Here is a 10,795-nt window from a genome sequence, read left to right on the forward strand (position 1 = left end):
CGTCGACGCCGCCGGGTCGAAGTCCTCCGCCAGCGGGGGCGGCGCGTCGACGGTGGAGGCGACGTCGACGGCCGTGCCCGACTCCGCGGCGTCGCGGATCGCGAGCAGCACGTCGAGCACGTGCAGCGCGACGGCGCCGGACGCCCGCTCGGGCCGCCCCTCGCGGATCGCACGTGCCAGCTCGACGACGCCGGTCCCGCGGCCCCAGGTGGAGCCGGTCGCGGCGATCGTCTCGGGCTCGTCGTGCCCGTAGCGCCACAGGGTGGAGTCGCCGTCGAAGACGTTCGGGTCGGGCAGCACGATCGTGCCCGTGGTGCCGTTGATCTCGACGAACCCGGCCCGCGGCAGGGCGTGCTGGAACGAGAACGTCGACTGCGCCGACTGCCCGCCGCGGAACTGGATCAGCGCCGCGTGGTGGGTGGGCACCTCGACGGGGAACGTCGCGCCGGCGCGCGGGCCGGACGCGATGGTCCGCTTGTCGAGCGACTTCGACGACACGGCCTGGACGCGCGACGCCGCGCCGAGCGCGTGCACCAGGGTCGTCACGTAGTACGGGCCCATGTCGAACAGCGGGCCGGCGCCCGTCGCGTACAGGAAGTCGGGGTCCGGGTGCCAGGCCTCCGGGCCGGGCACGTGGAACATCGTCGTCGCCGTCAGCGGCTCGCCGATCTCCCCGCGGGCGATCGCGCGCAGCGCGGACTGGATGCCCGCGCCGAGCACGGTGTCCGGGGCGCACGCGACGCGGAGCCCCTTCGCCCCGGCGGCGGCCAGCAGGGCGGCGGCCGACGCGTGGTCGGTGGCGATCGGCTTCTCGCTCCACACGTGCTTGCCGGCCGCGACGATCTGGTGGCCGACCTCGGCGTGCACGGCCGGGATCGTCAGGTTGACGACGATCTCGATGTCGTCCCGGGCCAGCAGCTCCTCCACCGTGCCCGACGACGCGACGCCGTAGGCCTCGGCCTGCGCGCAAGCCCGGTCGAGCAGCACGTCGGCCACCATCCGGACCTCGACGTCGGCGAACTGCGTGAGGTTCTCGAGGTACTGGGTCGAGATGTTCCCGGCACCGATGATGCCGACGCCCACGCGGCTCACTTGTCGTTCTCCTGCAGCCAGGCGAGGGACGCGGCGACGCCCTCGAAGACGTCGCCCGCGTAGGAGTCGAACTCCACGACGCGGATGGCCTGCGGCGCGGCGGCGAGGATCGCCGGCACGTCGACGTCGCCCTGGCCGGCGGGCACCTGGTTCTCGTAGGCGGCCTTGAGCGCGGGGGGCACCTCGAGCGCGCTCTCGCTGGAGGGCAGCACGGTCGCGATGTCGCCGGACACCTCGCCGTCCTTGACGTGGATCGCGACGACGCGGTCGCCGAGCGTCTTGAGGACGGCCGGCGCGTCGGCGCCGCCGACGGTGGCCCAGAACGTGTCGACCTCGAGCACGGCCTCCGGGTCGAGGTGCTCGGCGAAGATCTCGAACACCGGGCGTCCGTCGACCTTGTTCGTGAACTCCCACTGGTGGTTGTGGTAGCCGAAGCGCAGGCCGTGGCCCGCCGCGCGGACGGTCAGCTCGTTGACGCGGTCGGCGAGCTTCTTCGCGTCGTCCGCGGTCTGCCACCGCTCGGTCGGGACGAACGGGTCGATGACGATGCCGATGCCGAGGCGGGCGGCGGCCTCGAAGACGACGTCGGGCTCGGCGACGTCGATGACGGCGGCGTGGCCGGACGGCGCGGCGAGCCCCGTGGCGGCGAAGGCGCGCTCGAAGTCGGCGACGCGCTCGACGAACGCGTACGGCTCGACGTGCTCGTACCCGATCTCGCGGACGCGCGCGACGGCGGCGTCCAGGTCGGCGGCGATGGCATCCCGCAGCGAGTACAGCTGCACGGACGTGATGGGCATCTGGGGGCTCCTTCGCGTGGTCTGCGGTCCGACTTCCGTCGATGCCCGTACAGAAGTACGCCGCACCGCGCCGGAAGCCGTGGACGAGCCTACCCCCAAAACCTCACAGTGGAAGGTTTCTGTCCCGATCTCTGTGCCGATGAGTTCTCCCGACCGACCCGGTCTCCCCCGTGAGCCGGCCGACCGTCCAGCGCCGGGCGATCTCCGGAGGACACCATGGGACTCATCCACCTCGAGCTGTTCGCCACCCTCGACCTGGTCGCCCAGGCCCCGGGCGGGCCCGACGAGGACCCGCAGGGCTTCCCGTTCGGAGGCTGGCAGGCCCCGCTCCTCGACGAGGTCGCCGGCGAGCAGATCGACGCCGCCTACGGCGAGGGGACGGACGCCCTGCTGCTGGGCCGGCGGACCTACGACATCTTCGCCGGCTTCTGGCCGCACCAGAGCGGCGACGGCCAGGACGGCGACATCGCGACCCTCTTCAACAGCATCCCGAAGTACGTCGCCTCTCGCGGCACCCCCGACCTCTCCTGGGCCGGCTCCACCCAGCTCGGCCCGGACCTGCCCGCCGCCGTGCGGGAGATCCGCGACCGGCACGAGCACGTCCGCGTCGTCGGGAGCCTCGACCTCGTGCAGACGCTCCTGCACGAGAAGCTCTTCGACCGCATCGACCTCTGGGTCCACCCCATCGTCCTGGGGGTCGGCAAGAAGGTCTTCGACGGCGGGGAGGTGCCGACGAACCTCCGGCTCCTCGAACCCCCCGTCGCCGGCCCCAGCGGCACCGTGTACCTCCACTACGGCCTCGCCGACGGCGTCCCCGCCACGGGGGACATGGGAGCGCCGGACCGCGGCGTCTGACACGCCCCGCCGGCTCAGTCCTGCGGGGGGCGTCGCATCCGCTTGACGCCCGCTCGACGCTTCTTCGCGTCGATGCGTCGCTGCGCCGACCCGCGGGTCGGGCGCGTCGCGCGGCGGCTCGGCCCGGGCGGGGCGAGCGCGTCGGCGACGAGGGCCGCGAGCCGGGTCCGCGCGGCGTCCCGGTTGCGCAGCTGCGCGCGGTGCTCGGACGCCACGACGGTCAGCACGCCGTCGGACGCCCGCCGCCCGAGCCGCTCGAGGATCCGTGCGCGCTGGGTCTCGGTGAGCGCCCGCGACGCCGTGACGTCCCACGACAGCTCGACGCGCGAGTCGGTCGTGTTCACGCCCTGACCGCCCGGCCCCGACGAGCGCGAAAAGCGCCAGGACAGCTCCCGCTCGGGAACGACGAGGGCCGCCGTCACACGCAGGCCGGGGTAAGGGTCGTCGGGCATGCGTCCATCATGCCCGGGGAGTGTCCGCGGAGGCGTCGCCGGCCGCGTCGCCGAGGTGCCCACGTCGCCGAGGTGGGCCGACGGGTCCTTTCCCCGCTCGCACGCGGGGCCGGGTCGCGCTACGCCAGGACCAGGTCCGTGCCGTCGGCCGGATGGTCGGCCATCGCGACGCTGCGGATCGTCGGGTCGTCGTAGGTGTTCCAGTAGTACGTCGAGGTCTGGGAGGAGAAGAGCCCCGTGTAGACCGTGATCTCGAACTCGCCCGAGCCCATCGCGGCGCAGCCGTCGACCATCGCCACCTGCTGCAGGGTATGGAAGCCGCGGCTGACGTTCCCCGCCTCGCTCTCCCTGCCGGGGTAGTGCGCGTTGACGTACGCCGCGCGGACGAACCGGGACGGCGAGTAGTAGTCGCCGGGGATCCCGCGCATGTGCGAACCCGACCCGAACGGGCCGAGGTGCGCCCTGCCCAGCGCGACGTCCTGAGGAAACTCCGGCGAGGTGTTGAGGTAGTTGCGCAGGTTCTCGTGGTGCCAGGCGAACCCGGGCTGGTTCGTCAGCACGTCGACGTCGTCGTCGAACACGTGCATGCCGTCGCTCGTGTGCTCCACCACGACCGCCCGCGTGCCGTCGGCGACGATCCAGTGCAGCAGCGAGCTGGGGTACCTGTCGTTGATCGGCCGGTCGACGATCACCACGTCCGCGAGCGCGGCCTCGACCTCGTCCACGCTCGCGAACTGCGAGCAGACCCACAGGGGGAACTCGAACGCCGCGACGTTGACGGCGCCGTCCACCGGGGCGGGGGCGTAGGCCGCGTATCCCGGGAAGTTGAGCCCCGCGACCGCGAGTCCCGCGTCGTTCCCGCAGTCGAAGTAGAGCGGCGTGGCCTCCTCCACGATGCCCATGCCGAGGGTGGCGTGCTTGATGTCGGACACGGCGCCGAACGGCGACCTCGGTGCGAACCCGGTGGGCGTCATCACCACCCGCTGCCCGTAGCCCGTCGTCCAGTCGAGGTTTCGTGCGAGGTAGACGCTGCCGTGACCGTCGGAGAACCGGATTCCCGTGCACATGGCGGATGTCCCATCGTCGTCGTGTCGATGCGACGTGCGTGAGGTGCTCGCCCTCGCCACGTCACGCACCGTCTCGTGGCCATCGTCACCCGCAGCGGACCGGGGCGCCCGGGGGCGATGCACGGGGCCGCCGACGCGTTCGTCCGGTGACGACGAGAGGCCCGGACCGCAGTGCGATCCGAGCCTCTCGTCGTCGTGCCGGTCGGGCTGACAGGATTTGAACCTGCGACCCCTTGACCCCCAGTCAAGTGCGCTACCAAGCTGCGCCACAGCCCGTCGGCCCCACACGTGGCACCGTGGTGCCACCCCGAAGGGCCGACCGAAATACTACCCCAGGTCGGACACTGCTCCTGCATCGACACGGGCGTCGCCGACCGGGGTCACCCGGACGTCGCCGAGCACGCGCGCGGTGGCCAGCGCGGCGGCGGCTGCCTCGTAGCCCTTGTCCTCGTGCGAGCCGTCCAGCCCGGCGCGGTCGAGGGCCTGCTGCTCGTCGTCGCACGTCAGGAGCCCGAAGCCCACGGGGACGGTGTGGTCGAGCGCCACCCGGCTCAGCCCGTCGGTCGCGGCCGCGCACACGTAGTCGAAGTGCGGGGTGCCGCCGCGGATCACGACGCCCAGCGCGACGACGGCGTCGTACCCGGCGGCCGCGAGCGCCTGGGCGGCCACGGGCAGCTCGAACGAGCCGGGCACCCGCACGACGCGCGGCTCGGCGACCGCGTGGTCGGCGCAGGCGCGCAGCGCGCCGTCGAGCAGGCCCTCCATGACGACCTGGTGCCAGCTCGCGGCGACGACGGCGACGCGCAGGTCGGAGCAGTCGACGGGCGCGGCGGCGGGGGCGCCCGCGCCGCTCATCGGGCCGCTCCGGCGACGATCGGGGCGGTCGGGGCGGTGGGGGTCCGGTCCATCGTGATTCCTCCGGTGTCGTGCAGGGTGTCGGACACATGGGGCAGGTCGTGCCCCATGCGGTCGCGCTTGGTCCGCAGGTAGCCGAGCGTGCGCGGGTGGGCGGGCAGGACGAGGGGCAACCGCTCGACGACGTCCGCTCCCCCGGCGACGAGGCCGTCGACCTTGGCGGGGTTGTTGGTCAGCAGGCGCACGCCCGGTACCCCGAGGTCGCGCAGCACGTGCGCGGCGGCGGTGTAGTCGCGGGCGTCGGCGGGCAGCCCCTGGTCGAGGTTGGCGTCGACGGTGTCGCGGCCGGCGTCCTGCAGGGCGTAGGCGGCGAGCTTGGCGGCCAGGCCGATCCCCCGTCCCTCGTGCCCGCGCAGGTAGACGACGACGCCGCGGCCGGCCTCGGCGACCCGGCGCAGCGACTCGTCGAGCTGCGGCCCGCAGTCGCACCGCAGGCTGCCGAACGCGTCCCCGGTGAGGCACTCGGAGTGCACGCGCGCGAGCACCGGCCCCTGCGCCGGGTCCGCGAGGGAGTCGAGGGGCCCGGCCACCAGCGCCACGTGCTCGTCCCCCGTGCGGGTGTCCCGGTAGGCGACGGCGGCGAGGTCGCCATGCCGGGTGGGCAGGGTCGTGACGGCGACGCGCTCGACGAAGATCTCGGTGGCGCGTCGGTAGGCGGCGAGGTCGGCCACGCTGATCAGGGCGAGGCCGTGCTCGGCCGCGAACTCCCGCAGCGCGGGCAGCCGCATCATGGTGCCGTCGTCGTGCACGAGCTCGGCGAGCACCCCGGCCTCGCCCCGCCCGGCCAGGCGCGCGAGGTCGACGGCCGCCTCGGTGTGCCCCCGCCGCTCCAGGACTCCGCCGGGGCGCCCCCGCAGCGGCAGCACGTGCCCGGGACGGGTGAGGTCGGCGGGGCCGGCCGCCGGGTCGGCGAGCAGGCGCGCGGTGCGGGCCCGGTCGGCGCCGGAGATGCCGGTCGAGACTCCCGTGGCGGCGTCGACCGTCACCGTGTAGGCCGTGCGGTAGGCGTCCTGGTTGGCCTCGACCATGAGGGGCAGGCCGAGCCGGTCCAGCTGCTCGCCCGCCACGCCCACGCACACGAGGCCGCTCGTGTGCCGCACGAGGAAGCCCATGAGCTCCGGCGTCGCCGCGTCGGCGGCCAGGATGAGGTCGCCCTCGTTCTCCCGGTCGGCGTCGTCCGCGACGACGACGGGGCGCCCGGCCGCGACCTCCGCGATCGCCCGCGCGACGCGCTCGACGGAGTCGTTCACCGTGCCGCTCGCCGTGCCGCTCATCGTGCCGCCGCCGTCGCCGCGAGGTGCCGCTCGACGTACTTGCTCAGCACGTCGACCTCGAGGTTGACCCGCTCCCCGACGGCCCGGGTGCCGAGCGTCGTCCGCGCCCGTGTCTCGGGGATGAGGCTCACGGTGAACGCGTCGTCCCGGGCGTCGACGACGGTGAGGCTCACGCCGTCGACGGCGATCGAGCCCTGCGCCACGACGTATCGCGCCAGCTCCGGGGGCAGCGCGACGTCGACGAGCTCCCACTGCGTGCCCGGCGTGCGGGCGAGCACGGTGCCGACGCCGTCGACGTGCCCCTGCACGACGTGCCCGCCGAACCGCCCGTCCGCCGCGAGCGCGCGCTCGAGGTTGACCGGGTCTCCGGCCCGCCGCCCGCCGAGGCTCGTACGGGCCAGGGTCTCGGCCATGAGGTCGGCGGTCCAGGTGGCGCGGCCGTCGTGCTCCCCCGTCTCCGCGACGGTCAGGCAGCAGCCGTCGACGGCGATCGAGTCGCCGAGCCGGACGCCCTCGAGCACGGTCTCGGCGGCGACGATGAGGCGGGCACCGTCGGCGTGCTCGCGCACCGCGACGACGGTGCCGAGCTCCTCCACGATTCCGGTGAACATGGCTCAGTGCTCCTTCCGCGGCCGCAGGGCGAGCCGCACGGTGGGGATGTCGGTGGGGTCGTCCGGGTCCCGGGGCAGGACGGCGACGTCGAGGAGGTCGAGGCGCGCGGCGTCGGCGATGGTCCCGATGCCGAGGTCGGCGACGGCCGACGCGCCGACCCCGAGCAGCACGGGCGCGACGTAGGCGACGACGTCGTCGACGAGCCCGGCGCGCCAGAAGGCGGCGGCGAGCGCGGGCCCGCCCTCGAGCAGCACATGCCGGTGCTCGCGGTACCAGAGCAGGTCCAGCACCTCGTGCGGGTCGTGGGTGCGCAGGTGGATCACGGCCTCGCCGGCCGCCGCGGCGCGCGCCAGCCGTGACGACGCGGGCAGGTCCCGCAGCCCGACGACGACCCGGTCCGGCTGCTGCCCGGTCAGCGGGGCGTGCCGCACGGTGAGGTCCGGGTCGTCGGCGAGCGCGGTGCCGGTGCCGACGACGACGGCGTCCGCCCCGGCGCGCAGGCGGTGCACGTCGTGGCGCGCGGCCCGTCCCGTGATCCAGCGCGAGGTGCCGTCGGCGGCCGCGGAGCGCCCGTCGAGCGTGCTCGCGACCTTCCAGGTGACGACGGGGCGGCCGAGCTCCAGCGCGCGCGTCCAGACGGTGTTGAGCGCGCGCGCCTCGTCCGCCAGCACGCCGCCGACGACCTCGACGCCCGCGGCGCGCAGGCGTGCGGCGCCGCCCGACGCGGCGGGGTTGGGGTCGTGCTGGCCGTGCACGACCCGCGCGACCTCCGCGGCCAGCAGCGCGTCGACGCAGGGACCGGTGCGGCCGTGGTGGTTGCAGGGCTCGAGCGTGACGACGGCGGTGGCCCCGCGCGCCCCGCCCGGGCCGCGGGACTCGGTCGCGCGGCGCAGCGCCTCGACCTCGGCGTGCGGCGAGCCCGCGCCGCGGTGGAAGCCCTCCGCGATCGTCGCGCCGTCAGCGTCGAGGAGCACGCAGCCGACGCGTGGGTTCGGTCCGCGGGCCGGCCCGTGCGCGGCCAGCTCCAGCGCGCGCTGCATCGCGGCGCGCTCCGCCCTGGTGGCACTCATCCGTCCTGCCCCTGTCGTCCGGTCGCGGACCCCGGGGCAGGAAGGCGGGGTCGGACGTGCTCGCACCGACCGGTCGCGGACGGTCGTCACGAAGGACGACACCGGCCGAGGGGCCGGGGGTCGGACCGGACGGGGAGCCGTCGCGTGCGCTTCCCATCCGGACTTTGACCGTCGGTCCAGGAGTTCCACCTGGTCAACCGGTCACAGGCTGTGACCGGGTCGCGGACTTTCACCGCCGGCTCGGAATTTCACCGACCCCAGAGCACGCGAGCAATTCGCTCGTCATCGCCGACCGTGCCACGGCCCGCACCCGCGTGGCAAGCCCGAGTGGCGCACGTCTCACCCGCGACCGCGCGCCGTGCGCCGCTCGTCGTCCCGCCCCAGCGCGACGCCGAGGGCGACGAGCACGAGGAGGTCCACCGTCAGGCCCGCCACGGCCACCCACTGCACCGCGCGGAACGCGAGGAGCTGGGTGACCAGCAGGCTGACGAGGACTCCGCGCCGCACCCACACCGCCCCCGCGCGGTGGTCCCGCGGGCCGACGACGAGCGCCCGCACGACGCACGCCACGGTCGCGGCGACGGCCACGAGGATCCCGACGCCGACCCAGGACGGCACCGCGATCCCGCCGAGCAGCACCCGCAGCGCCACCACGACCGACCCCGCACCGGTGCCGAGCACCGCCACCGTCACGACCGCGGCGGCCCACCGGTGCTCCATCGCCTCGGCGAACCACGTGGACACCCGGACGACCAGCGCCCGCACGGGATCCGGAACGGTCACGTCGTCGCGCGGCACGGCCTCCACCAGCGCGGCGACCTCCTCCGCCGCCGGCTCGCCGCGGCCGCGCTCCACCAGCGCCCGCGCCTCCTCGCGCTCCGCGTCCGTGAACCCGCCCGCCACGCCGGCCACGGCGCGGTCGGTCGCCACCGCGAGGTACTCCGCGGGGTGGTGCGCCCGTCGCCCGTGCAGGGCCTCCACGAGCAGCACGAGCACGACGACGACCGCGTAGATCAGCGCCGCCGTCGGCTCGTAGAAGTAGTCGTTGTCGGAGGTGACGAACTTGCCGATCTCGTCGACGAACAGCCCGAAGCCGACGCCGCCCAGCACCGCGCCGAGCGACCGCGGCGCCGGCCCGACCCACGACAGCAGCACCACCACCGCGAGGGCCATGCCCAGGCCGCCCCACAGGACGTGCGCCACGTGCAGCCCGCCGCCGCCCACCTGCGGGTACCCGGAGGCCGCGAGCAGGAACCGCGTCACGAGCACCGTCGCCACCGTGACGACCAGGAACGTCACCAGGTGGCGCACCGCCGACGTGTCGCGCGCCGCGCCCAGGCGCAGCAGGCGACCACGGCGGGCCAGCGGGGCCGTGCTCATCGGCGACTCATCAGCGGCTCACCGGCGCGTCAGCGCCGCCGCTTCTCCCGCACGCGCACGCTGATCTCGATGGGCGACCCCTCGAACCCGAAGGTCTCGCGCAGGCGGCGCTCGATGAAGCGTCGGTACCCGGCCTCGAGGAACCCGGTGGCGAAGATGACGAACCGCGGCGGGCGCGTCGAGGCCTGGGTGCCGAACAGGATGCGCGGCTGCTTGCCGCCGCGCAGCGGGTGCGGATGGGCGGCCACGAGCTCGCCGAGGAACGCGTTGAGGCGCCCGGTCGGGATGCGGGTGTCCCACGACTCGAGCGACGTCTCGAGCGCGCGCGTCAGCTTGTCGGTGTGCCAGCCCGTGCGGGCGGAGACGTTGACGCGCGGCGCCCACTGCACCTGCACCAGGTCCCGCTCGATCTCTCGCTCGAGGTACGGGCGACGGTCGTCGTCCATGAGGTCCCACTTGTTGTACGCGATGACGAGCGCCCGGCCGGCGTCGACGGCCTGGGAGATGACGCGCGTGTCCTGCTCGGTCATCGGCTGCGAGGCGTCGACGAGCACGACGGCGACCTCGGCCTTCTCGATCGCGGCCTGGGTGCGCAGCGAGGCGTAGAAGTCGGCGCCGCGGGTCTGGTGCACCCGGCGGCGGATGCCGGCCGTGTCGACGAACCAGTACGGCACGCCCTTGATCTCCACGAGCTCGTCGACCGGGTCGCGCGTGGTGCCCGCGGTCTCGTCGACGACGACGCGGTCCGCGCCCGCGATCTTGTTCAGCAGCGAGGACTTGCCGACGTTCGGGCGCCCCACGAGGGCGACGCGGCGCGGGCCGGCCGGCCGCAGCTCGCCGTGCTCGGAGACGTCGGGCAGCACCTTCATCGCGGCGTCCAGCAGGTCGCCGGTGCCGCGGCCGTGCAGCGCGGAGACGGGGTGCGGTTCGCCGAGGCCGAGCGACCACAGGTAGGCGGCGTCGGCCTCGCCCGACGGCCCGTCCACCTTGTTGGCGCACAGGACGACGGGCTTGCCGGAGCGGCGCAGCAGCTCCACGACGCGCTCGTCGGTCGACGTCGCGCCCACGGTGGAGTCGACGACGAAGATGACGGCGTCGGCCAGCTCGACGGCGACCTCCGCCTGCTCGGCGACCTTCGACTCGATGCCCGCGACGTCGACCTCCCAGCCGCCCGTGTCCACGAGGGTGAACTCGCGGCCTGCCCACTCGCCGGGGTAGCTCACCCGGTCGCGGGTGACGCCCGGGGTGTCCTCCACGACGGCCTCGCGGCGGCCGAGGATG

The 10,795-nt window shown here is 74.6% G+C and carries 11 protein-coding genes, 1 tRNA gene and 1 riboswitch; of the genes, 1 reads left to right on the forward strand and 11 read right to left on the reverse strand.

The window, feature by feature from the left end:
- Together ACFWEK_RS12960 and ACFWEK_RS12965 are read right to left on the reverse strand one after the other, a co-directional pair.
- Nucleotides 1-1,092, reverse strand: a 1,092-nt coding sequence (locus ACFWEK_RS12960; protein WP_430554314.1) for a Gfo/Idh/MocA family protein, incomplete at its 3' end; no start/stop codon positions are given.
- Nucleotides 1,089-1,889: a sugar phosphate isomerase/epimerase family protein gene (locus ACFWEK_RS12965; RefSeq protein WP_430545576.1), complete on the reverse strand. Its 801-nt coding sequence runs from the start codon at nt 1,887-1,889 to the stop codon at nt 1,089-1,091. The genes ACFWEK_RS12965 and ACFWEK_RS12960, both read right to left, overlap by 4 nt.
- A gap of 216 nt (nt 1,890-2,105) precedes the next feature.
- On the opposite strand from ACFWEK_RS12965, the gene ACFWEK_RS12970 reads away from it, so the two are divergent.
- On the forward strand, nt 2,106-2,744 hold the full coding sequence (locus ACFWEK_RS12970) for a dihydrofolate reductase family protein (RefSeq protein WP_430545577.1): 639 nt from the start codon (nt 2,106-2,108) through the stop codon (nt 2,742-2,744).
- A 14-nt stretch (nt 2,745-2,758) separates the two neighbouring features.
- On the opposite strand, the gene arfB is transcribed toward ACFWEK_RS12970, so the two are convergent.
- The 9 genes from arfB to der all read right to left on the reverse strand — a co-directional run.
- On the reverse strand, nt 2,759-3,196 hold the full coding sequence (gene arfB, locus ACFWEK_RS12975; RefSeq protein WP_430554315.1) for an alternative ribosome rescue aminoacyl-tRNA hydrolase ArfB: 438 nt from the start codon (nt 3,194-3,196) through the stop codon (nt 2,759-2,761).
- 119 nt (nt 3,197-3,315) lie between these two features.
- Nucleotides 3,316-4,263 carry a choloylglycine hydrolase gene (bsh, locus tag ACFWEK_RS12980; RefSeq protein WP_430554316.1) on the reverse strand — a complete coding sequence of 316 codons (948 nt, stop codon included), beginning with the start codon at nt 4,261-4,263 and terminating at the stop codon, nt 3,316-3,318.
- Nucleotides 4,264-4,465: 202 nt separating this feature from the next.
- Nucleotides 4,466-4,539: transfer RNA gene (locus ACFWEK_RS12985), tRNA-Pro, on the reverse strand.
- Nucleotides 4,540-4,590: 51 nt separating this feature from the next.
- The gene (gene ribH, locus ACFWEK_RS12990; RefSeq protein ID WP_430554317.1) at nt 4,591-5,118 is read right to left on the reverse strand and encodes a 6,7-dimethyl-8-ribityllumazine synthase; all 528 of its coding nucleotides are present in this window, start codon (nt 5,116-5,118) and stop codon (nt 4,591-4,593) included.
- Nucleotides 5,115-6,452 carry a bifunctional 3,4-dihydroxy-2-butanone-4-phosphate synthase/GTP cyclohydrolase II gene (locus ACFWEK_RS12995; RefSeq protein WP_430554318.1) on the reverse strand — a complete coding sequence of 446 codons (1,338 nt, stop codon included), beginning with the start codon at nt 6,450-6,452 and terminating at the stop codon, nt 5,115-5,117. The genes ribH and ACFWEK_RS12995 overlap by 4 nt, the downstream gene beginning before the upstream one ends.
- Entirely contained in the window at nt 6,449-7,063 is a 615-nt protein-coding gene (locus ACFWEK_RS13000) for a riboflavin synthase (protein ID WP_430554319.1), read from the reverse strand. Before ACFWEK_RS13000 ends, ACFWEK_RS12995 begins: the two co-directional genes overlap by 4 nt.
- Nucleotides 7,064-7,066: 3 nt before the next feature.
- Nucleotides 7,067-8,134 (reverse strand): bifunctional diaminohydroxyphosphoribosylaminopyrimidine deaminase/5-amino-6-(5-phosphoribosylamino)uracil reductase RibD, encoded by a 1,068-nt coding sequence (gene ribD / locus ACFWEK_RS13005; RefSeq protein WP_430554320.1) that lies wholly within the window; start codon nt 8,132-8,134, stop codon nt 7,067-7,069.
- Between the two features lie 140 nt (nt 8,135-8,274).
- Nucleotides 8,275-8,404: riboswitch (FMN riboswitch) on the reverse strand.
- A gap of 69 nt (nt 8,405-8,473) precedes the next feature.
- Nucleotides 8,474-9,514, reverse strand: coding sequence for a hypothetical protein (locus ACFWEK_RS13010; protein ID WP_430545585.1), 1,041 nt, complete (start codon nt 9,512-9,514; stop codon nt 8,474-8,476).
- 29 nt (nt 9,515-9,543) lie between these two features.
- A partial coding sequence (gene der, locus ACFWEK_RS13015) for a ribosome biogenesis GTPase Der (RefSeq protein WP_430554321.1) occupies nt 9,544-10,795 on the reverse strand: 1,252 nt, incomplete at its 5' end.

Origin of the sequence: Isoptericola sp. NPDC060257 (assembly GCF_042726645.1) — a bacterium.
GTDB lineage: Bacteria > Actinomycetota > Actinomycetes > Actinomycetales > Cellulomonadaceae > Isoptericola > Isoptericola nanjingensis.

Coding starts and splice junctions, on each gene's coding strand:
- ACFWEK_RS12965 (WP_430545576.1), bottom strand. CDS start 1,889: ATGCCCATCACGTCCGTGCAGCTGTACTCGCTGCGGGATGCCATCGCC.
- ACFWEK_RS12970 (WP_430545577.1), top strand. CDS start 2,106: ATGGGACTCATCCACCTCGAGCTGTTCGCCACCCTCGACCTGGTCGCC.
- arfB (WP_430554315.1), bottom strand. CDS start 3,196: ATGCCCGACGACCCTTACCCCGGCCTGCGTGTGACGGCGGCCCTCGTC.
- bsh (WP_430554316.1), bottom strand. CDS start 4,263: ATGTGCACGGGAATCCGGTTCTCCGACGGTCACGGCAGCGTCTACCTC.
- ribH (WP_430554317.1), bottom strand. CDS start 5,118: ATGAGCGGCGCGGGCGCCCCCGCCGCCGCGCCCGTCGACTGCTCCGAC.
- ACFWEK_RS12995 (WP_430554318.1), bottom strand. CDS start 6,452: ATGAGCGGCACGGCGAGCGGCACGGTGAACGACTCCGTCGAGCGCGTC.
- ACFWEK_RS13000 (WP_430554319.1), bottom strand. CDS start 7,063: ATGTTCACCGGAATCGTGGAGGAGCTCGGCACCGTCGTCGCGGTGCGC.
- ribD (WP_430554320.1), bottom strand. CDS start 8,134: ATGAGTGCCACCAGGGCGGAGCGCGCCGCGATGCAGCGCGCGCTGGAG.
- ACFWEK_RS13010 (WP_430545585.1), bottom strand. CDS start 9,514: ATGAGCACGGCCCCGCTGGCCCGCCGTGGTCGCCTGCTGCGCCTGGGC.